Below are 20,559 nucleotides of genomic sequence, written 5' to 3'. Positions count from 1 at the left end.
AAACCGGCGACCTTTTTGCAGGACTTAGCCGCGCGTCTGGCTACTTCACGTTTTTCGTCATAAAGCTGGTGTAGTTTTCCGGCGTGACGGTCTGATAAGGGATCCAGATCGTCCCTTCGACTTTCCCGCCAGCCAGCATCTTCTTAGCCGTCTGTACCGCTCCAATCCCCTGGCCTGCTGCGTCCTGAAAAATGGTCAGCGCAAGTTTGCCGGACTTCACAAACTGGAGCGCATCGGGCGTCCCATCAATGCCCGCCACCAGCACCTCTTTATTGCCCGCCTGCTGCAGCGCCATGATAGCGCCAATCGCCATCTCATCGTTGTTGGCGGCGATAGCATCAATTTTGTCGCCGTTCAGCAGCCAGCCGGAGGTGACATCCACCGCTTCGTTACGCATCCATTTTGCAGACTGTTTCTCCACCACCTTCATATCCTTATATTTAGCAATCACCTCTTCGGTGGCTTTGGTACGCTGGCGGGCCTCCTCGGCAGAGAGCGCCCCCATCAGAATGGCGACGTTGCCTTTGTAATTCATCTTTTTCGCCAGCGCTTCCATCTCCATTTTGCCTCCCAGGGCAGAGTCTGAGCCGACGTAGGCCATATTGGCGCCCAGCGGAACTTCTGGCTTGCGGTTAACGAAGATCAGCGGGATTTTTGCCCGGCTGGCGGCTTCCATCATCGGCTTCACCGCCTGGGTATCGACCGGATTCAGGATGATGGCATCCACCCCCTGATTGATAAAATTCTCTACCTGCTGCACCTGGATCGCCACATCCCCTTTGGCATCCTCAAACTGACCGGTCATCTTCTCTTTAGCCAGCTCTTTCATCATCTGCGTGCGCAGGATAGAGACAAAATTCAGGTCAAAGTTCGCCAGCGCCACGCCAACGGTCTGCTCTTTGGCCTGGCTGAGAGGAGTCAGCAGCATGGTGCAGATCAGCAGTAAAGGTTTGGTCATTTTCATGGTGTTATTTCCTGTAGGGTACGTCCCTTCATTGAGGGCGATTTTATTTATGAGGTCAGGACAAAAACTGCTCTTTAAAACGCAGCAGGGCGCTCTCGCTGTCACCTGAGGCCCAGCCTTCCATCGCCACCACGCCGCGATAGTTCATTGCTCTCAGCGCACTGGCGATGGCCCGGTAGTTGATCTCTCCTGTACCGGGTTCCTGGCGGCCAGGCACGTCCGCTACCTGGATTTCACCAATAGCGTTGCCAGCGCGTTTCACCAGCTCGATTAAGTTTCCCTCGCCAATCTGGGCGTGATAGAGGTCCAGATTGATACGCAGATGGGGGCTGTTGACCGCTTCAACCAGAGTCAGCACCTCGCTGGCTTTGGCAAACGGCGTGCCAGGATGGTCAACGGCAGTATTGAGGTTCTCCAGGGTAAAGACCTTCCCGGCGCGTTCCGCCAGGGCGGCCAGCTTGCCCAGCGTCTCTGCCGCTTTCAGCCACATTGCGCCACTCACTTGCTCTACCGGCTTTACCGGCAGACCCTGCTCATTCAGCCCGGTGCCGTGCAGATTAAGCGAAGGGCAGCCCAGCTGTTCCGCCACCTGTAGCGACACTTCTGCGCTCGCTAACAGCGCGGCTATCTCCCGATCGTCGGTTAAGTTGCCGGAAAGGTACCCCGTCATAGAGGTAAATTTTGCCCCCGTGGCTTTTAAGGCCGGAATGTCTTTGTTCTGCCAGTTCCAGATCTCCACGCCAAAACCGAGCTGGTGGATGCGCTTCACCCGTTCAATAAAGGGCAATTCCAGAAAAACCATTTCAGCGCATACGGAAAGAGTAAAAAGGGTCATCTTCTGCCTCCGCAGTTAACAGCAAAATCACAAGGCCACGCGGCCACAGAAGGAGTAGCAATTGTTATGCCAGCCACAAAAGCCCATGCCCCGCGGCTTATCCGCGGGCTTTCGATCACAAAGTGCACACAAAATAGACATGTAAACTCAACATGTAGATAAAATGGACATTCCAGAATGGAGGGAAACAAAATGCATATACCTGATTTGCTCAACGCGATGGGCGAAGAGTGCGAGGGGCTGGTTAGCCTGCCGGAAGGCGCAGAGGCCAGCCTGCGTGACGCGCAGCTGGAGCAGGGCTGGCAGGATTTTAATGCCGGGCTGGAACCTGACGCTATCCGCCCGGCGATCCGGCGCTCATGGCAGACCAGCCGTGAGGCGGGGATCGATGCAGGCGCAATCAATTATGTTTTCCCGGCTGAAGCCGAGTTAAAGGCGATCCTGCAAAAGCAGGCTGAGCTGATTGAGGTCGCGGGCGGCATTATGCAGAGCCTGCTGGCTTACAATCCGGACGGACACATCAACCTTACCGATGCCGATGGCGTCACCCTTTGCTACTGCGGGCTGGATATGACCCCCGTAGGCAGTATCCTGCGCGAGTCAGTGATGGGGACCAACTGCACCGGTCGCTGCCTGAATGAGCAGCGGCTGGTCTATCTGCTGAGCGGCGAAAACTGGAAACAGGAGCTGCGCCAGCGGCACCGGCAGTGTGCCGCTGCGCCGGTACGTAATGCCGAAGGCAGAATGATCGGCGTACTGACGCTGACTGCCAGCCAGGATAATTTTCACTATCACACGCTGGGTACAGTGCAGGCGGCGGCGGAAGCCATTGGCCGCCAGCTGGTTCTGCGCAGTCTGCTGGCCGAGCAGCGCTCAATTCTGGAAACCCTGAATGAAGGGGTGATCGTGACCGATGCCAGCGGCACGATCAAAACCATCAATCGCTATGCCCGGCAGATTTTTCGCGGCCTGCAGCTGACCGGCAGGGATCTCGATGAGGCATTGCTGCCGGAGGGGCTGAGGCTGACTGATATGACGTTCTGCAACGACAGAGAGGTGATATTTCAGCCGTCGGAGCGGCCTCGCGTTGCCTGTCTGGTCTCGGTAATGCCCGCTCCTGATGGCGGACGCATCGTTTCGCTGCGCGATAATCAGCGCATTCGCGCCATCACCCGCCAGGTGATGGGTATCGGCGCCAGCTACACCTTTGAGATGATTTGTGGCGGTTCACCGGCGCTGACCGAAGTGCTGGAGAAGGCGAGGATCAGCAGCAGAAGCGACAGCACAGTGCTGCTGACCGGTGAAAGCGGTACCGGAAAAGAGCTGTTTGCGCAGGCGATCCATAACGGCAGCGACCGTCAGGGCGGGCCATTTATCGCGGTGAACTGCGCAGCGCTGCCGCGAGATTTGGTTCAGAGCGAGCTGTTTGGCTACGTGGACGGTGCATTTACCGGATCCCGGCGCGGCGGTGCGGCAGGTAAATTCGAGCTGGCTGAAGGGGGCACGCTGTTCCTGGATGAGATCGGCGATATGCCGCTGGAGGCGCAGACCAGCCTGCTGCGGGTGTTGCAGGAGGCGGAAGTGATGCGCATTGGCGCACAGCGGCCGGTTAAAGTTGATGTCAGGATCATTGCGGCCACCAACTGCGATCTGCTGCGGGCGATTGAGAGAGGCGCGTTTCGGCGCGATCTCTTCTACCGCCTGAACGTCCTCTCGCTGCGGATCCCTGCGCTGCGTGAGCGTACAGGGGATGTGCCTCAACTGGTGGAGTGGTTCAGCGAAAAGATGTGCACCCGGCTGAAAAAAGCCAGCGTGCAGTTTACGCCTGCGGCGATGGTGGCCTTAAGCCGTTACCCCTGGCCTGGCAACGTGCGCGAGCTGGAGAATATTGTCGAACGGGCGATCAACCTCAGCGACAAACTGCTGATCCATGCCGAAGATCTGCCGGAAGAGATCGGCAGCACTCCGGAACAGAGCGATCCCCACCGGCTGGAGAGCAGCGAACGTGCGCACATCATCGCTGTCCTCTCATCGCTAAAAGGCAACCTGCGGCGGACGGCGCAGACGATCGGCGTCTCCCGCGCCGGACTCTACAACAAGCTTAAAAAGCATGGCATCAGCGTGGATGAATACCGGGGATGAAGAGGCTGCGGCTAAATAGCCACCAGACCCCGCACGCCCTCTGCTTCCATGTTCCCACCCAGGCCACGCTGGACGATCTCGCCTCGCGACATCACCAGATAGCTGTCGGCCAGCTCGGCTGCAAAGTCGTAGAACTGTTCAACGAGCAGGATCGCCATATCACCCCGCTGGGCGAGCTGGCGGATCACGGCACCGATCTCTTTGATTACCGAAGGTTGGATGCCCTCGGTAGGTTCGTCCAGAATCAGCAGTTGAGGCTTACAGGCCAGGGCGCGGCCAATCGCCAGCTGCTGCTGCTGGCCGCCGGAGAGATCGCCGCCACGACGCAGCTTCATCTCCTTCAGCACCGGAAACAGCTGATAGATCTCTTCCGGTACCTGTTTTGCATCAGCACCGGAAAAGCGCGCCAGCCCCATCAGCAGATTCTCTTCCACCGTAAGCCGGGGGAAGATTTCGCGCCCCTGTGGCACGTAGGCGATCCCTGCCTGCACGCGCTGGTGCGGTTTGCGGTTGTTAATCGGTTTATCCTGCCAGCTGATGGTGCCGGACTTCGCCGGGATCAGCCCCATCAGACATTTCAACAGCGTGGTTTTGCCAACGCCGTTTCGTCCCAGCAGGCAGGTGACTTCGCCCGGCCTGGCCTCGAAAGAGAGGCCGCGCAGGATATGGCTGCCGCCATAATATTGATTGAGTTGCGATACCTGTAACATCTCAGCGCCCCAGATAAACTTCGATAACCTGCTCGTTCGCCTGTACATCGCGCAACGAGCCCTCGGCAAGAACCTGCCCCTGATGCAGCACGGTCACATGGTCGGCGATGGTTTCCACAAAGCCCATATCGTGTTCCACCACCATCAGCGAATGCTGCCCGGCCAGGCTGCGAAACAGCTCTGCCGTGTACTCCGTTTCGGCATCGGTCATGCCTGCCGCCGGCTCATCCAGCAGCAGCAGATGCGGGTCCTGCACCAGCAGCATACCGATCTCCAGAAACTGCTTCTGTCCGTGAGAGAGTAAGCCCGCCGGACGATAACGCTCCGCGCCAAGCCGCAGCAGCTTCAGTACCTCATCAATGCGATCCTGCTGTTCGCTGTTGAGGCGGCTGCGCAGGCAGGCCCAGACGGATTTGTTGGTTTTCAGCGCGATCTCCAGATTCTCAAAGACCGTCAGTGCTTCAAACACCGTCGGCTTCTGAAATTTACGGCCAATACCGATGCGGGCGATCTCTACCGGGGAGAGCGTGGTGAGGTCGGTATTCTGGTCATACAGCACCCGTCCATTGTCCGGCCGCGTTTTGCCGGTGATCACATCCATCAGGGTGGTTTTCCCTGCGCCGTTGGGGCCGATAACGCAGCGTAATTCCCCCACGCCAATTTCCAGCGACAGGTTGGTCAGCGCCCTGAAACCGTCGAAGGAGACGTTGATATTCTCAAGCAAAAGCACCGGATCGGTTTGCTCCCGGTGGCGGTCTGCCGGGTGCGGCTGGGTGAAAAGTTGATCAGTCATGACGCCTCCTGCGCAGCAGCCCAATAACGCCACGAGGCAGGAACAGGGTCACCAGAATAAACACCAGCCCCAGGAAGAAGAGCCAGTATTCGGGAAAGGCGACGGTAAACCAGCTTTTGGCACCGTTCACGATCCCCGCGCCCAGCAGCGGGCCAATCAGGGTGCCACGTCCCCCCAGCGCAACCCAGATAGCCGCTTCGATGGAGTTGGTCGGCGACATCTCGCTGGGATTAATAATGCCTACCTGCGGCACATAGAGCGCGCCCGCCAGGCCACACAGCACGGCGGAGAGCGTCCAGACAAACAGCTTGAAGCCTTTGGGATCGTAACCGCAAAACATCAGGCGGTTTTCCGCGTCGCGCACTGCCGTCAGCACGCGGCCAAACTTGCTGCGGGCAAGCGCAAAGCCGATCGTCAGACTGGCGAGCAGTAGCAGCACGGTGGCGACAAACAGGCCGATCCTCGTGCTGGTGGCGGTGACCTGAAAGCCCAGCAGCGTGGTAAAACCGGTGAAGCCGTTGTTGCCGCCAAAGCCGGTTTCATTACGGAAGAACAGCAGCATACCGGCGTAAGTCAGCGCCTGAGTCATGATCGAGAAGTAAACGCCTTTGATCTTTGAGCGGAAAGCGAACCAGCCAAAGATCAGCGCCAGCGCGCCCGGAACCAGCACGATCAGGCAGAGCGCCCAGGCAAAATGCTGGGTGCCTGCCCAGAACCACGGCAGCTCGTTCCAGGAGAGAAAGGACATAAAGGCGGGCAGCCCGTCGCCGGAAGCCTGTCGCATCAGGTACATGCCCATTGCATAGCCGCCCAGCGCAAAGAACAGGCCATGACCAAGCGACAGCAGCCCGGCATAGCCCCAGACCAGATCCAGCGCCACGGCCACGACGGCGTAGCAGAGGATCTTGCCGATCAGCGTCAGCGTATAGGTGGAGATCGCCAGCGGATTATCCACCGGCAGCAGCGCCAGAAAAGGCAGCACCAGCAGCGCTGTCAGCGCCAGCAGGCCAGCGATCAGGCTGAGGCGTGGCGCCTTCTGCACCACGGTAAGCGTTATGGGTTGCGTCATCAGTCGGTCACCCTTCCTTTAAAGGCGAACAGCCCCTGCGGTCGTTTCTGAATAAACAGCACGATCAGCACCAGAATCAGGATCTTGCCGAGCACCGCGCCAATCTGCGGCTCCAGCACTTTATTAAGGATCCCCAGCCCAAAGGCGGCGACCACGGTACCGGCCAGCTGGCCCACGCCGCCGGTCACCACCACCAGGAAAGAGTCGATGATGTAGCCCTGGCCCAGCTCCGGCCCGACGTTGCCCAGCTGCGACAGCGCCACGCCGCCCAGACCGGCAATGCCCGATCCCAGCCCAAACGCCAGCATATCCACGCGGCCCGTCGGCACGCCGCAGCAGTCGGCCATGGCGCGGTTCTGCGTCACAGCACGCACGTTCATGCCCAGCCGGGTTTTATTCAGCAGCAGCCAGGTCAGGAACAGCACGCCAAAGACAAACAGAATCACCGCAAGGCGGTTATAAGGCAGCACCAGGTTTGGCAGCACCTGCACGCCGCCGGAGAGCCAGGGCGGATTGGCCACTTCCAGGTTCTGCGCCCCGAACAGCACACGCATCAGCTGGATCAGCATCAGGCTGATGCCCCAGGTAGCGAGAAGGGTTTCCAGCGGGCGGCCATAGAGATGGCGGATGATGGTGCGCTCCAGCGCCATTCCTGTGGCTGCGGTGATGAAAAAGGCGACCGGCAGCGCAAGCAGCGGATAGAAGGCCAGCCAGTCAGGAGCAAACCGCTGGAACAGCGTCTGAACCATCCAGGTGGCATAGGCACCCAGCATCAGCATTTCGCCGTGAGCCATATTGATCACCCCCAGCAGGCCGTAGGTAATGGCCAGACCCAGCGCCGCCAGCAGCAGCACCGAACCAAGCGACAGACCGGTAAACGCCTGGCCGAGCAGGTCGCCCAGCACCAGGCGCTGTTTGATCTGCTTCAGGCTTTCGGCGGCGGCGGCGCGGACGCCAGCATCCGGCTCGTTCTGCGGCTGCGTTAAGTGCTCAAGCGCTGCCTGAGTTTGCGGATCGCTGGTTTCACCCAGCAGCTTCACCGCCTGCAGGCGAATTTGAGGATTGGCGTCGGCAATTTGCAGCCCTGCCACAGCCTGCGCCAGCACGCTGTGCACGTCAGCATCCTTCTCTGCCGCCAGACGTTGGGTCAGCAGCGGCAGCTGATCGGCCTGCGCGTCGTTTTGCAACGCACGTGCTGCGCTTAGCCGGGTCGCCACGTCGTCGCTCACCAGCTGATGGGCAGCCAGCGTGGTCGCAACCATCACCCGCAGACGGTTATTCATAAAGAGCTTTTTGGTGCTACCAGCAGGCTGGGCCGCGCTATCCAGCGGCGTGAGCTTGCCTGCGGTGTCACTAAAAGGCTGTTTGTTCTCATCCAGCACCACGTGCTCTTTACGCAGCGCCTGAAGAAAGGGCAGGCGCGTGGGATCCGGCGTGGCCGCCCAGGCCTGCAGTAATTTAATCTGATCTGTCCGGCTGGCCGCCGCGAAATCTGCAGCGGGCCCGGCAGAGGCTGCCAGCGGTGCCAGCAGGCACAGCGCAAACAGCAGGGTAAGAAAAGGGCGAATCGTCATCGCAATGCCCGTCCATCTCAGGGTTGCAGGAAACGGGCCGGCATATCGGCCCCTACAGAGTTAACCCACACGGGCGGATACTTTCGCCCGGCGCGTGCCTGAACAGGCGGCAAAGAGGCCGCCCGTCAGAGGGATTACTGCGTCGATTTCACCGGGTGATCGGGCTTTTTGTCATTACCGGCAATGTACGGGCTCCACGGCTGGGCGCGAACCGGTTTGTCGGTCTGCCAGACCACGTTGAACTGACCGTTCTCTTCGATTTCGCCAATCATTACTGGCTTATGCAGGTGATGGTTAGTGTTATCCATGGTCAGAGTGAAGCCATCCGGCGCTTTGAAGGTTTGTCCCGCCATCGCCGCACGCACTTTATCCACGTCGGTGGTGCCCGCTTTCTCTACCGCTTGCGCCCACATATGGATGCCGACATAGGTGGCCTCCATCGGGTCGTTGGTCACCGCAGTGGCGGCGTTCGGCAGGTTGTGCGACTTAGCGTAAGCGCGGTAGTCGGCAACGAACTGCTTGTTGACCGGGTTATCAACCGATTCGAAGTAGTTCCACGCGGCCAGGTTGCCTACCAGCGGTTTGGTATCAATGCCGCGCAGCTCCTCTTCACCCACGGAGAAGGCCACGACCGGCACATCCGTGGCTTTGAGGCCCTGGTTCGCCAGCTCTTTGTAGAAGGGTACGTTGGAGTCCCCGTTGATGGTGGAGATCACCGCCGTTTTGCCGCCAGCCGAGAATTTTTTGATGTTTGACACGATAGTCTGGTAATCGCTGTAGCCAAACGGCGTGTACACCTCTTCGATATCGCTATCCTTCACCCCTTTTGAGTGCAGGAAAGCACGCAGGATTTTATTGGTGGTACGCGGATAGACGTAGTCGGTGCCCAGCAGGAAGAAGCGCTTAGCGCTGCCGCCATCTTCGCTCATCAGATACTCCACTGCCGGAATCGCCTGCTGGTTGGGCGCCGCGCCGGTATAGAACACGTTTGGCGACATCTCTTCCCCTTCATATTGCACCGGATAGAAGAGCAGGCCGTTCAGCTCTTCAAACACCGGCAGCACCGATTTACGGGAAACAGAGGTCCAGCAGCCAAACACCACGGCGGCTTTGTCCTGCGTCAGCAGCTGGCGCGCTTTCTCCGCGAACAGCGGCCAGTTGGAGGCGGGATCCACCACCACCGGCTCCAGCTTTTTGCCCAGCACGCCCCCTTTGGCATTGATATCATCAATGGTCATCAGCGCCACGTCTTTCAGCGGCGTTTCGGAAATCGCCATCGTGCCGGAGAGCGAGGAGAGGATCCCGACTTTAATGGTATCCGCAGCCTGCGCGCCCCAGGCTAAACCCATACTGACAACCGTAGCGGAGAGAGCAAAAACCTTGAGCAATGAACGTCTTTTCATCTGGCGAACTCCTGAGTTTTACTGGTTATGTTGGTGAATCCGGTTGAAGTCTTGCCTGCTGCAGCCTGTGTAATGTGATCTTTCTGACCTCGGCTTTACTCACAGAGATGTGGTCGGTCAGAATGCGCTGGGCCTCCTCAGCGTGTTGATGCAGAACCGCCAGCAAAATCCGGGCGTGCTCGTTATAGGTCGCGTCAATCCGCTCCTCGCGGGTGAAGTCGAGGCGGCGGATGATACGAATTTTTTCCGTCAGCTCGGCATGAATGCGCGCCATTTCGCTGTTGCCTGCGGCGGCAACCAGCGCCATATGGAAGGCTTCATCCTGCAGTGACACCGCCTTGCCGTCCTCCAGGCGCGGCGCCTCTGCCCAGAAAAGCTGCAGGTCGCTCAGCAACTCGCTGGCACGCCCCGGCGGCATGCTGCAGAGGCGGCGTACCGCTTCGCACTCCAGCACGATCCGCAAATCGTAAAGCTCTTCAAAATATTCAAAGTCGAACTGGCGAACCTGCCAGCCGCTGCGAAAATAGACTTCGACATAGCCCTCCCGCTCCAGCCAGAACAGGGCCTGCCGCACCGGCGTGCGGCTGACATCCATACGTTCGGCCATTTCGCTTTCGCTGAAGCGGTCGCCCGGCATCAGGCGAAAGTCGAAAATGTCGTTTTTGATCGTCTGGTAGACCTTTCCGGCCAGTGCTTCCGGTCTGGCCCTGCCGCGTCTGGCGTGAAGTTCCTGCATTCTGCCTCCTTTATTCCAGCCACAGCAGGGCATCACCCGGGCTGACGGCGCGGCCAGGCTGGCAGGCGATACGCTTCACCCGTCCCGCCTGAGGGGCATGGACAACCAGCTCCATTTTCATCGCTTCCACGATAATCACCGGATCGCCAGCAGCCACCAGATCGCCCGGTTTCACCAGCACTTTCCAGATGTTGCCATTCAGGTCCGCACTGACCTGCAGCGCGTCATCGTCAGCTTCTTGCGGCTGCAATGTCTCTTCGCTGGTCAATGGGGCGCCTTCCTCCTCCTGCGCCCACAGCGCCACTTCAGCCTCAAAGGCGGTGGCCTGGCTGGCGCGGAATTCAGCAATAGAGCCGGCATTTTCGCTGAGGAAGCGCGTATGTTCGGCGAAATCGAACACCGTCTCTTCAATGGTGATAGTGGCGCGGCCCTCGCGGAAATCTTCGCGCAGGACCTCCAGCTCCGCTTCGCTGACCGGGTAGAAGCGAACCTGATCGAAGAAGTGCAGCAGCCAGGGCTCGCTGGCGGCAAACTGCTCGTTTTTCAGGAATTTGTTCCAGATTGGCAATGTCCGCCCAACCAACTGATAGCCGCCAGGAGAGTCCATGCCATAGATGCACATATACATGCCGCCAATGCCGACCGTTCCCTCTGCGGTAAAGGTTCGTGCCGGGTTATATTTCGAACTCAGCAGGCGGTGGCGGGGATCGACAGGCACCGCGCACGGTGCGCCGAGATAAACGTCGCCCAGGCCCAGGATCAGATAGCTGGCGTCAAAAATCGTCTGCCGGACCTCTTCGCGGCTGCTCAGTCCGTTGATTCGCTGGATAAAATCAACGTTGTTCGGCAACCACGGCGCGTTTGCCCGCACCGTCTGCTGGTAACGCTCTACCGCACCCAGCGTGGCGCTGTCTTCAAATGCCATCGGCATATGCACAATGCGCGAGGGCACCTTCATCTGGCTGACGTCACCCAGCTCTTTCTCCAGGGTAAGCAGCAGGGCCAGCAGCTGTTTCTGGCTGAGAATGCGGCTGTCGTAGCGAATTTGCAGCGAACGCACGCCCGGCGACAGCTCCTCAATCCCCGGCTGGCCGGTTTCGCGCAGTGCCGTCATCAACAGGTGCACGCGCAGGCGCAGCGCCAGATCCAGCACGTTGTCGCCATATTCCATCAGGATGTAGTTATCGCCCGCCTGGCGGTAAACGGCGGTAGGGGTGAGGGGAGTGGCTTTAATGGCCGCCAGCACGGTTGCTGAACCCTGTTCGGTTTCCGCCAGCGAGGGCACCTCGTAAGCGGGCAGCGTGGTGGCGTGCAGCTTCTCCACGCTTTTCGCCTGCGCCTGCTCCAGCGCGTGCGCTTCCTCGAAACTGATCGGTTGGAAACGAATGCGGTCACCTGGTTTAACCTGGCCGACTTTCCACAATTCAGCTTTGGCGATAGTCACCGGACAGACAAAGCCGCCCAGGCTTGGTCCGTCGCGGGTGAGGATCACCGGGAAATCGCCGGTAAAATTCACCGCGCCGATGGCATATTCACAGTCGTGAACGTTGGAAGGGTGCAGCCCCGCTTCGCCGCCGTTGGCGCGCGTCCAGCCTGGTTTCGGCCCGACAAGGCGAACGCCCAGGCGGTTGGAGTTGTAGTGGACCTGCCATTCAGCGGCAAAGAATTCGTCGATGGATTGTTGGGTAAAGAAGTCTGGCGCGCCGTGTGGCCCGTAGAGCACGCCGATCTTCCACTCATCGCCATAGCGCGGCACCAGCGAAGCATCAACGGCCTGCGGTTCACTGACCGGCGCGGGCGTGGTACAGGCCGGCAGCGCTGGCTGAGAGATGGCCAGCATGTCCGCAACGCGCAGGGTGCGTCCGGCGTGGCCGCCAAACTGTCCCAGCGCAAAGGTTGAACGGCTGCCCAGATATTCCGGCACGTCAAACCCGTTGCGCACCGCCAGGTAGGTCCGGCAGCCCATCAGGGCACGGCCCAGCGTCAGCGTCTGACCCGCTTTTACGGCAACCGGCTGCCAGTAAGCCACGCTCTCGCCATCCAGCGCGGCAGGGCATTCAGCCCCGGTCAGGGCAATCAGCGTGTCGCTGTGGAAACGCAGCGTTGGCCCCTGTAGCGTAAATTCCAGCCCTGCGGCCTCTTCGGCGTTGCCCACAATGCGGTTTGCCAGACGGAAAGCAAAATCATCCATCGGGCCAGAGGGCGGCACGCCAATATCCCAGTAGCCCAGGCGGCCAGGGTAATCCTGAATGCTGCTCCAGGTGCCGGGCTGTAGGACCTCAACTACGGGTGAGAGCGGCGTAAAGCTGTCCAGCATGCGCGTCCAGACTTTACCCGTGCGGAAAGCTTCAGTTGCCACAATCTGACGCAGATAATCCAGGTTTGTGGCGATACCGTGCAGGCGCGTTTCGCTCAGCGCCTGCTGCATCTTCAGAAGCGCGGCTTCGCGATTTTCCGCGTGCACGATCAGTTTGGCGATCATCGGGTCGTAGAAGGCGGAGACTTCTGTACCGGTATCGATCCAGCCATCGACGCGCACGTTGTCCGGGAAGCAGACTTCGGTCAGCACGCCCGGGCTTGGCTGGAAGTTCTTCAGCGGATCTTCCGCATAGATACGCACTTCAATGGAGGCGCCCTGAGGGGCCTGCGTCAGCCGGGACCAATCTGGTTCTTCGTCTGCGGCAACCCGCAGCATGCACTCCACCAGATCCAGCCCGGTCACGCACTCCGTTACCGGGTGTTCAACCTGTAGGCGGGTATTCACCTCCAGAAAGTAAAACTCATCGCGTTCAGCGTCATAGATATATTCTACGGTACCTGCGCTGCGGTAGCTGACCAGCTCGCCCAGCTTCACGGCAGAGGCCAGAAGCGCCTCGCGAGTCGCCTGCGGCAGCTGTGGCGCAGGGGTTTCCTCCACCACTTTCTGGTTACGGCGTTGCAGCGAGCAGTCACGCTCGCCCAGAGCAATGACCCTGCCTTTGCCGTCGCCAAAGATCTGCACTTCCACATGGCGGGCACGATCGATACAGCGCTCCAGGAAGACGCCAGCATCGCTGAAGAACTGTTCGCCAAGGCGGCGCACGCTTTCCCAGGCGTTGCGCAGCGCCTCTGCATCCGCGCAGCGCGTCAGGCCAATGCCGCCGCCGCCCGCGGTGCTTTTCAGCATCACCGGATAGCCGATGGTGTCGGCCGCGCCAAGCGCCTCTTCAAGAGAGTTGAGCAGCGGCGTGCCTGGCGTCATCGGCACATCTGCCGCCGCGGCCAGCTCACGCGCGCGATGCTTAAGGCCAAACTCCCCAATCTGGTGGGCCGTTGGCCCCACGAAAACGATGCCCGCTTCCTCACAGGCGGCGGCGAACGGCAGGCTTTCTGACAGGAAGCCATAGCCGGGCCAGATCGCCTCTGCGCCGGTCTCTTGGGCCGCGGCCAGAATTTTATCGATGCGCAGATAGCTGTCGCTGGCTTTTTCGCCTCCCAGTGCGATGGCAATGTCGGCATCTTTCACATGCTGCGCATTTTTGTCAGCTGCGGAGTAGACGGCCACGCTGGTAATCCCCAGACGTTTCAGGGTACGAATAGCCCGGCAGGCGATTTCGCCACGGTTGGCGATCAGAACGGTATTAAACATTCGGGGTCTCCTTGCGCGCCAGCCAGTTACGCCAGCCGCCAAAGTCAGTGATGTCAGTCGCCTCAGCCAGCACGGCGGGTTCACAGATAAAGCCTTTCACCTGGCGGCCGTCGGCCAGCGCCAGCGTGCCGATCCCCAGCGGGGCCGGGATCTCCGCAACAAATTCGCCAAAGCGCGCCAGCGGGATATCCCACAGCTCAACGGTGATTGCCGCGCCGTCGCTGCCTTTCGCCAGGCCAGGCTTCGGTGGTTTGGTATTAGCCAGGGCGTAGAGGCGGTAGCAGGCTGCGGTGGTGGTCTCTTCAACCAGCACCGCATCACGGCTGGTGAGCTGGTGGTTCAGCGGCATGCCGGTCAGATGAGCGCCCACTACCGCCACGCGCACATGCAGAGAAGAGGGGGGCAGGGCTGCATGAGCGGCGGGAGTCCCCTTGCCCGTCGCGCCCAGGCTCAGCGCCTGGCTGGCCTGCCAGCGTTGGCCGAAAGTGGCCAGCGCGCGGTCATACCAGGCGGGAGCAATCAGGGTGATCCCCGCCGGTAAGCCGTCCTCACGGAACGGGCCGGGCAGCGCCAGCGCGGACAAATCCGCCAGGTTGGTGAAATTGGTATAAGTGCCAAACTGGGAGTTAAAGCGCACCGGCTCCTGCTTCATCTCTTCCAGCGTATGGATGGTGGGCGAGGTGGGCACCACCAGCGCATCAAACTGGCTGAGCGTCTGCTGGATCTGGCGGGTCAGTTCCGCACGCAGATATTCCGCTTTGTAAGCATCGACCGCGCTGTAGTTATTGCCGCTGGCAACGATGCCGTGCACCACCGGATCCATCTCTTCCGGGCGATCCAGCATGTCGCCCACCGCAACGGTACGTTCGGCAACCCAGGGGCCGTAATAGAGCTGTTCGGCCAGCTGATGGAACGCAGAGAAGTCGATGGGGTGCAGCGTGGCGCCAGTAGCCTGCAGCGCGGCGACAGCTTTTTCCCAGGCAGCCTCGGCCTGCGCATCGCCATAAAATTCCAGCGTGGCGGGCACGGCCAGACTTGGCGCGGCGGGTAAAGCCGCGGGGGCCAGGCCCGGATTACTGCGTGAGTAGGCATCGCTGGCGTCATAACCACCTGCGCAGCTTGCAGCGAGAAAGGCATCTTCAACGGTCAGGGCAAACAGAGAGATGGTGTCGTTAAGGCGACAGGCGGGCACCACGCCAGTGGCGGATAACCACCCTTTGGTCGGCTTCAGGCCAACGATATTGTTAAAGCCAGCCGGAACGCGCCCCGATCCTGCGGTATCCGTTCCCAGCGCAAAGCAGACTAACCCGCGTGCGGTAACGGAGGCGGAGCCGGAACTGGAACCGCCACTGACGTAGTCAGGATTAAAGGTATTTTTCACCGCACCAAACGGAGATCGCGTGCCGACCAGCCCGGTGGCGTACTGGTCGAGGTTAGTTTTACCTATTACCACCGCACCGGCGGCCTTGAGATTGGCAACGGCGGTGGCGTCAGCGGCAGCTTCATGAGAGAAGGCAGGGCAGGCTGCGGTAGTCGGCCAGCCCGCAACATCGATGTTGTCCTTGACGGCAAACGGCACGCCAAACAGCGGCAGCGACGACGGGTCCTGATGCCAGGCCGCCAGCAACGGTTCCACCTGGGCGCGGATTTGCGCCGGAGTGGCGAGGTAGATCCAGGCGTTATCCTCCGTAGAGAGACCGTCCAGCACGCTTTCCAGTGTGGCGAGAACGGCGTCCGGGTGCTGCTGATAATGCTGCTGCCAGTCGCTAAGGGTGAATCCGGTGGTCAGGGCCATGAGTTGAATTCCATCTGGTATACAAGATTGAATTCACTACAGCAAAAGCTGTGCCATAATGGTAATGCACTGTATTTAATGAATTTATTATTAGTGGCTCTGAAAGCGTGCACGTTGAGCGGGCAGCGAATGAACAAAAAAGGGGCGATAGGGAGTCAGGTCAGACAAATAAAAGCAACATTTGCTGCATAAATGCATTTTAAAAGGCCGCAGTTAAGTAAATTTTTGTGCAGAACCGTGCAGGAGTGCGTAAGCCTGGTTAGCATGAAGGAGGTTTTTCGGTAAGTTCAGGATAAAGAGAGGCGGTAACGTGGGGAAAGTCATGGCGGACAAGTGGCAGTTGTGGACAGCAGGGGCCTGTTTACTGGCCGTAACAGGAATGGCGCAGGCGGACTCTCTGGAGGCCCAGCGCAGTCGTTATCTTGAAATCAAACAGGCCTGGGACAGCAATCAGATGGAGACCGTGGCGCAACTGATGCCCACGCTGCGTGACTATCCTCTCTACCCCTATCTTGAATACCGCGAATTTGCTCAGCACCTCGATCAGGAAACTGGTCTGGCGGTGAACGCCTTTATCAAACGCTACCCCACATTGCCGCCGGTTCGCTCTCTTTCAACGCGCTTCGTTAATGAACTGGCCCGCCGTGAAGACTGGCGGGGATTGCTGGTGTTCAGCCCGGAGGAGCCTAAGCCCGTTTCGGCGCGCTGTAACTGGTATTACGCTAAATGGGCCACCGGGCAACAGCAGGTTGCCTGGGAAGGGGCGAAAACCATCTGGCTGCGCGGAACCTCGCTGCCCGCCACCTGTGACAAGCTGTTCAACGTCTGGCAGGCTGCCGGTGAGCAAACGCCTATCACCACGCTGGAACGGATCCGCCTGGCGATGAAAGAGGGGAATACCAGCCTGGTGAATTTCCTCGCTAAACAGCTGCCGGAAGATTACCAGACGATGGCGAACGCGGTGATGGATTTGCAGAACAATCCGCAGAACGTGGTGACCTTTGCCCGCGCCGTGGGGCCAACCAATTTTACCCATCAGGCTACCTCTCTCGCCTTCGCCCGGGTAGCGCGTGAAGATGCAGAAAATGCGCGGGCAATGATCCCCTCCCTGGTCGCTGCGCAAAAGATGAGTGAACAGGAGCAGCAGGATCTCAGTGAAGCTGTCGCCTGGCGTCTGATGGGGAATGATGTGACGTCGGAACAGGCGCGCTGGCGCGATAATGTGGTGATGCGCAGCGGCTCTACCTCGCTGATTGAACGGCGAGTCAGAATGTCGCTGGGGATCAACGATCGTCGCGGACTCAATACCTGGATCGCCCGCCTGCCGATTGAAGCAAAACAGAAAGATGAGTGGCAATACTGGCAGGCTGACCTGCTGATGGAGCAGGGGCGTAAAGAGGAAGCGCAGAAAATCCTGCATGCGCTGATGCAGGAGCGGGGATTCTACCCCATGGTGGCCGCGCAGCGTCTGGGTGAGGATTACCAATTGCAGATAAATCAAGCGCCTGAACCAGAGGGCAGCCTGACGCAGGGCGCGGAAATCGCTCGCGTGCGGGAGCTGATGTACTGGGGGATGGATAACCTGGCACGCACCGAGTGGAGCTATCTGGTAGCCAGTAAACCGAGTATTCAACAGCAGCAGCTTGCCCGTTTTGCCTGGGAACAGAACTGGTGGGTGCTGAGCGTTCAGGCCACCATTACCGGCAAATTGTGGGATAACCTCAAAGAGCGTTTCCCGCTCGCCTATCAGGAACAGTTTGAGCGTTATGCTGTTGGTAAAGCCATTCCCGTGAGCTATGCGATGGCGATCGCCCGGCAGGAGAGCGCCTGGAATCCTAAAGCCCGTTCGCCGGTGGGCGCATCAGGTCTGATGCAGGTGATGCCCGCTACCGCACAGCACACGGTGAAGGTTTACAGCCTGCCGGGCTACAGTAACAGCAGCCAACTGCTGGATGCGGAAACCAATATCCAGATTGGTACGCAGTATCTGGAGTCGGTCTATCAGCAGTTTGGTCAGAACCGCATTTTCTCTTCCGCCGCCTATAACGCCGGGCCTTCCAGGGTGAAAACCTGGCTGGGCAACAGCGCAGGCCGGATTGATTCGGTAGCCTTTATTGAAACCATCCCGTTTTCAGAAACGCGCGGCTACGTGAAAAATGTGCTGGCCTACGACGCTTATTATCGTCATTTCATGGGCAAGTCGGACAAGATTCTGGCGGATGGCGAGTGGGAACGGCGCTACTGATCCCCTCCGGGCTATGCTATGCTACTGTACTAGTTGAATAGTATGGGCTACCTATGAGCGAATCTTCCGTTCCTGTTACCATGGAACCGCACAATGAAGAGTGGCAGCGTTTTGTGACGCTGCTGCAACGAGCCTTTGGCAATGGATTACATCTGCCGCTGCTGCAATTGATGATGACGCCAGACGAACGCGAGGCGCTGGGCACCCGGCTGCGGATCATTGAAGAGCTGATGCGGGGTGAGCTGAGCCAGCGCGAGCTGAAAAACGATCTGGGGGTGGGTATTGCTACCATCACGCGCGGCTCCAACAGCCTGAAAAGCGCGCCGCCAGCGTTGAAGGCCTGGCTGGAGGCGCAGCTGCTGACCGGATCAGATAAAGTCTGACCCCTCGCCAGGCTTCATCTGGTAGATATCGTTATGAAACGGGCAGAGTGCCAGGATCAGCGCCTGATGGTAGACGCTGGTACGCGTCAGCAGCCCGGCAGTGAATGCGCCGATAGCGCCACCTTTGTGTTTGATATTCTCAATGCCGGTGAGCCTGGCCATCTCTTCGCCCAGTTCGCGGCCTTCATGAATGCCTTTCAGCACGATAGCGGGCAGGGTGAAGCTGGCAGAGCGCGACTCACCGCGCAGCTTATGGTTCTCGATAACCATCCAGGCGAAGGCGCTCTCCTCTTCAATCCCGGCTTCAATGGCGACCCAAAAGTCTGCCTCAGGCCGAACCTGACGGGCATTCATCACCCGGTGACGTGCGCCAGTTCTCGTTTCAACGTTTGAAACCGGCTGCGCGGCCACGCCGCTGTCGACCTCGACACCCTCGATATGGCAGGATCCCTCCCCGAATATATCGCTGAATGCCTGAGAAATTGCCTTAATTTTGGCTGGATTGATGGTGGCAGCGACAACATGGTACATAATTGTTTGAACCCTTCAGGCAAATTTGTCGCAGTATAACGGAAAATCGCATGTTACAGGTCTATCTTGTTCGCCACGGAGAAACGCTTTGGAATGCAGCGCGACGCATTCAGGGACAGTCGGACAGCGCGCTGACGGAGAAAGGAGTGCAGCAGGCACATCAGGTGGGGGAGCGGATGAAACATCTCGGCATCACCCACGTTATTGCCAGTGATTTGGGGCGAACCCGACACACTGCGGAAATCATCGCTGATGCTTGTGGTTGCGGCGTAAAGCTCGACCCGCGCCTGCGTGAGCTGAATATGGGCGTGCTGGAGCAGCGGCCGCTGGATGAGCTGAGTGAGGAGGAGGAGCGCTGGCGCAAAACGCTGGTAGACGGCACCGAAAATGGCCGTATTCCTCAGGGCGAGTCGATGACCGAACTGGCTGGGCGTATGCAGCAGGCGCTGAATGCCTGTCTGGAACTGCCCGAGGGCAGCCGCCCGCTGATTGTCAGCCACGGCATGGCGCTGGGGGTGCTGGTGAGTACGCTGCTGGGTCTGCCGGCCCATGCGGAACGTCGTCTGCGTCTGCGTAACTGCTCTGTCTCCCGTGTGGATCACCAGCAAAGTGCCTGGCTTGCGGAAGGATGGGTAGTGGAGACGGCAGGAGACATCTCGCATCTTGAGCAGCCTGCGCTGGACGAACTGCAGCGTTAAGAGAGTGCCGGGAAGAGGGCGAAGGAAGCAGCGCCTGACTACAGGATAAGCGCTGAATGGCTCAGGCCGCGGGCAGAAGGAAAATCCGCCCGCTCTGTTATGCTGTTGCCGTTTCCGTCGCGCTGCGAATTGGGATCAGGTATTCGCAGCGGATATCCACCGGCGGCTCAGGGCGCTTTTTGCCGCCGTGCGTCAGGAAGCGCTCAATATCCTGCCCGTGACGTCGGGTCAGCTGCAGCATTGGCATACAGGTGCCGTAGATCAGCAGAATGAACTCCTGCAGACTGGCACGAGGCCCTTCGTAGAAAAACTGCACATATTCTCCCCCCTCCAGCAGCACCGTTTGCGTGGACTGCATCGCCTGCGAAAGCTGGTCCATCGGCACCGCTGTGGTATAGAGGATCTCCTGCTCATCATCCTTCTCCATGCTTGGGCGCGACTGGTGCAGGCCGTAGAGCACGGGCGGGATCATATCGGTTTCTGTCAGGAACTGCCGCCAGAAATGCAGCCGCATTTCGTCGCGGGCGCTGGAAATCTGTTCCAGTGTGCAGGTATAGCTCTGCGTCTGACCCACCAGCACGGTCTCGGGCAGCGTAATATAGGTCGCTTCAGGAAGACGATAATCATCCAGACGGATCGGCGGACGCAGGCCGAAGGAGTTCCAGTCGGAAGAGCGGCGATAGTACGCAGGCGTCTGGTTAAACTGTTTTTTGAACGCCCGGGTAAACGTCTGCTGAGAATCGAAACGATACTGCAGGGCAATGTCCAGAATCGGACGGCTGGTCAGGCGAAGCGCCACTGCAGCCTTAGAGAGGCGCCGTGCACGGATATAGGCGCCAATCGCATGACCGGTGACTTCCTTAAACATTCTTTGCAGATGCCATTTTGAATAGCCAGCCTTGGTCGCCACGTTGTCGAGCGACAACGGCTGATCGAGGTGGCCTTCAAGCCAGACAAGCAAATCGCGAATGATACCGGCTTGATCCATAAATCATCCTTACCTGATAAAAGTGGTGCAGGGAAAAATTCCACTACTGACTCATACAACGACTG

16 protein-coding genes are annotated in these 20,559 nt (G+C 59.2%); 4 read left to right on the top strand and 12 right to left on the bottom strand.

All coding sequences use genetic code 11. From position 1 onward, the window contains the following. Positions 1-40: 40 nt before the first annotated feature. Both Q3V30_RS18130 and Q3V30_RS18125 read right to left on the bottom strand, forming a co-directional pair. A complete protein-coding gene (locus Q3V30_RS18130) occupies positions 41-964 on the bottom strand; it encodes a sugar ABC transporter substrate-binding protein (protein WP_306208140.1) in 924 nt (307 codons plus the stop codon). 55 nt (positions 965-1,019) lie between these two features. Next, positions 1,020-1,799, bottom strand: a complete 780-nt coding sequence (locus Q3V30_RS18125; protein WP_306208138.1) for a TIM barrel protein — start codon at positions 1,797-1,799, stop codon at positions 1,020-1,022. A 192-nt stretch (positions 1,800-1,991) separates the two neighbouring features. Between Q3V30_RS18125 and Q3V30_RS18120 the strand changes: the two genes are divergently transcribed. After that, positions 1,992-3,941 (top strand): sigma-54-dependent Fis family transcriptional regulator, encoded by a 1,950-nt coding sequence (locus Q3V30_RS18120; protein WP_306208136.1) that lies wholly within the window; start codon positions 1,992-1,994, stop codon positions 3,939-3,941. Positions 3,942-3,952: 11 nt separating this feature from the next. Here the strand turns inward: Q3V30_RS18120 and urtE are convergent, their stop codons facing one another. The 8 genes from urtE to atzF all read right to left on the bottom strand — a co-directional run bounded on the left by urtE (position 3,953) and on the right by atzF (position 15,649). Next, positions 3,953-4,651 carry an urea ABC transporter ATP-binding subunit UrtE gene (gene urtE / locus Q3V30_RS18115; protein ID WP_306208134.1) on the bottom strand — a complete coding sequence of 233 codons (699 nt, stop codon included), beginning with the start codon at positions 4,649-4,651 and terminating at the stop codon, positions 3,953-3,955. Between the two features lies 1 nt (position 4,652). Further along, positions 4,653-5,444, bottom strand: a complete 792-nt coding sequence (gene urtD / locus Q3V30_RS18110) for an urea ABC transporter ATP-binding protein UrtD (RefSeq protein ID WP_306208132.1) — start codon at positions 5,442-5,444, stop codon at positions 4,653-4,655. Next, positions 5,437-6,513, bottom strand: coding sequence for an urea ABC transporter permease subunit UrtC (gene urtC, locus Q3V30_RS18105; protein WP_306208130.1), 1,077 nt, complete (start codon positions 6,511-6,513; stop codon positions 5,437-5,439). Before urtC ends, urtD begins: the two co-directional genes overlap by 8 nt. Continuing rightward, positions 6,513-8,087 carry an urea ABC transporter permease subunit UrtB gene (gene urtB / locus Q3V30_RS18100; RefSeq protein ID WP_306208128.1) on the bottom strand — a complete coding sequence of 525 codons (1,575 nt, stop codon included), beginning with the start codon at positions 8,085-8,087 and terminating at the stop codon, positions 6,513-6,515. The genes urtC and urtB overlap by 1 nt, the downstream gene beginning before the upstream one ends. 134 nt (positions 8,088-8,221) lie before the next feature. Then, the gene (urtA, locus tag Q3V30_RS18095; protein WP_306208126.1) at positions 8,222-9,490 is read right to left on the bottom strand and encodes an urea ABC transporter substrate-binding protein; all 1,269 of its coding nucleotides are present in this window, start codon (positions 9,488-9,490) and stop codon (positions 8,222-8,224) included. A 25-nt stretch (positions 9,491-9,515) separates the two neighbouring features. Then, positions 9,516-10,226, bottom strand: a complete 711-nt coding sequence (locus Q3V30_RS18090) for a GntR family transcriptional regulator (RefSeq protein ID WP_306208124.1) — start codon at positions 10,224-10,226, stop codon at positions 9,516-9,518. A 10-nt stretch (positions 10,227-10,236) separates the two neighbouring features. Then, positions 10,237-13,854 (bottom strand): urea carboxylase, encoded by a 3,618-nt coding sequence (gene uca / locus Q3V30_RS18085; protein ID WP_306208122.1) that lies wholly within the window; start codon positions 13,852-13,854, stop codon positions 10,237-10,239. Continuing rightward, positions 13,847-15,649: an allophanate hydrolase gene (gene atzF, locus Q3V30_RS18080; RefSeq protein WP_306208121.1), complete on the bottom strand. Its 1,803-nt coding sequence runs from the start codon at positions 15,647-15,649 to the stop codon at positions 13,847-13,849. The genes uca and atzF overlap by 8 nt, the downstream gene beginning before the upstream one ends. Before the next feature lie 322 nt (positions 15,650-15,971). On the opposite strand from atzF, the gene sltY reads away from it, so the two are divergent. Both sltY and trpR read left to right on the top strand, forming a co-directional pair. Continuing rightward, positions 15,972-17,894 (top strand): murein transglycosylase, encoded by a 1,923-nt coding sequence (sltY, locus tag Q3V30_RS18075; RefSeq protein WP_306208118.1) that lies wholly within the window; start codon positions 15,972-15,974, stop codon positions 17,892-17,894. 53 nt (positions 17,895-17,947) lie between these two features. Then, the gene (gene trpR, locus Q3V30_RS18070; protein WP_306208116.1) at positions 17,948-18,277 is read left to right on the top strand and encodes a trp operon repressor; all 330 of its coding nucleotides are present in this window, start codon (positions 17,948-17,950) and stop codon (positions 18,275-18,277) included. Here the strand turns inward: trpR and yjjX are convergent. Then, positions 18,263-18,808 carry an inosine/xanthosine triphosphatase gene (gene yjjX, locus Q3V30_RS18065; RefSeq protein WP_306208114.1) on the bottom strand — a complete coding sequence of 182 codons (546 nt, stop codon included), beginning with the start codon at positions 18,806-18,808 and terminating at the stop codon, positions 18,263-18,265. The genes trpR and yjjX overlap by 15 nt on opposite strands. A gap of 50 nt (positions 18,809-18,858) precedes the next feature. On the opposite strand from yjjX, the gene gpmB reads away from it, so the two are divergent. Then, on the top strand, positions 18,859-19,506 hold the full coding sequence (gpmB, locus tag Q3V30_RS18060) for a 2,3-diphosphoglycerate-dependent phosphoglycerate mutase GpmB (RefSeq protein ID WP_306208112.1): 648 nt from the start codon (positions 18,859-18,861) through the stop codon (positions 19,504-19,506). Between the two features lie 97 nt (positions 19,507-19,603). On the opposite strand, the gene robA is transcribed toward gpmB, so the two are convergent. Next, positions 19,604-20,494: an MDR efflux pump AcrAB transcriptional activator RobA gene (gene robA, locus Q3V30_RS18055; protein WP_306208110.1), complete on the bottom strand. Its 891-nt coding sequence runs from the start codon at positions 20,492-20,494 to the stop codon at positions 19,604-19,606. Positions 20,495-20,559: the final 65 nt, after the last annotated feature.

It is taken from the genome of Erwinia pyri (assembly GCF_030758455.1).
Taxonomy (GTDB): Bacteria; Pseudomonadota; Gammaproteobacteria; order Enterobacterales; family Enterobacteriaceae; genus Erwinia; species Erwinia pyri.
The sequence above is the reverse complement of the archived record's forward strand: the minus strand, read 5'-3'. Positions and strand labels throughout refer to the sequence as shown.

Coding starts and splice junctions, on each gene's coding strand:
- uca (WP_306208122.1), bottom strand. CDS start 13,854: ATGTTTAATACCGTTCTGATCGCCAACCGTGGCGAAATCGCCTGCCGG.
- yjjX (WP_306208114.1), bottom strand. CDS start 18,808: ATGTACCATGTTGTCGCTGCCACCATCAATCCAGCCAAAATTAAGGCA.
- atzF (WP_306208121.1), bottom strand. CDS start 15,649: ATGGCCCTGACCACCGGATTCACCCTTAGCGACTGGCAGCAGCATTAT.
- urtE (WP_306208134.1), bottom strand. CDS start 4,651: ATGTTACAGGTATCGCAACTCAATCAATATTATGGCGGCAGCCATATC.
- urtA (WP_306208126.1), bottom strand. CDS start 9,490: ATGAAAAGACGTTCATTGCTCAAGGTTTTTGCTCTCTCCGCTACGGTT.
- gpmB (WP_306208112.1), top strand. CDS start 18,859: ATGTTACAGGTCTATCTTGTTCGCCACGGAGAAACGCTTTGGAATGCA.
- robA (WP_306208110.1), bottom strand. CDS start 20,494: ATGGATCAAGCCGGTATCATTCGCGATTTGCTTGTCTGGCTTGAAGGC.
- Q3V30_RS18130 (WP_306208140.1), bottom strand. CDS start 964: ATGAAAATGACCAAACCTTTACTGCTGATCTGCACCATGCTGCTGACT.
- Q3V30_RS18120 (WP_306208136.1), top strand. CDS start 1,992: ATGCATATACCTGATTTGCTCAACGCGATGGGCGAAGAGTGCGAGGGG.
- Q3V30_RS18125 (WP_306208138.1), bottom strand. CDS start 1,799: ATGACCCTTTTTACTCTTTCCGTATGCGCTGAAATGGTTTTTCTGGAA.
- Q3V30_RS18090 (WP_306208124.1), bottom strand. CDS start 10,226: ATGCAGGAACTTCACGCCAGACGCGGCAGGGCCAGACCGGAAGCACTG.
- urtD (WP_306208132.1), bottom strand. CDS start 5,444: ATGACTGATCAACTTTTCACCCAGCCGCACCCGGCAGACCGCCACCGG.
- urtB (WP_306208128.1), bottom strand. CDS start 8,087: ATGACGATTCGCCCTTTTCTTACCCTGCTGTTTGCGCTGTGCCTGCTG.
- trpR (WP_306208116.1), top strand. CDS start 17,948: ATGAGCGAATCTTCCGTTCCTGTTACCATGGAACCGCACAATGAAGAG.
- urtC (WP_306208130.1), bottom strand. CDS start 6,513: ATGACGCAACCCATAACGCTTACCGTGGTGCAGAAGGCGCCACGCCTC.
- sltY (WP_306208118.1), top strand. CDS start 15,972: ATGGCGGACAAGTGGCAGTTGTGGACAGCAGGGGCCTGTTTACTGGCC.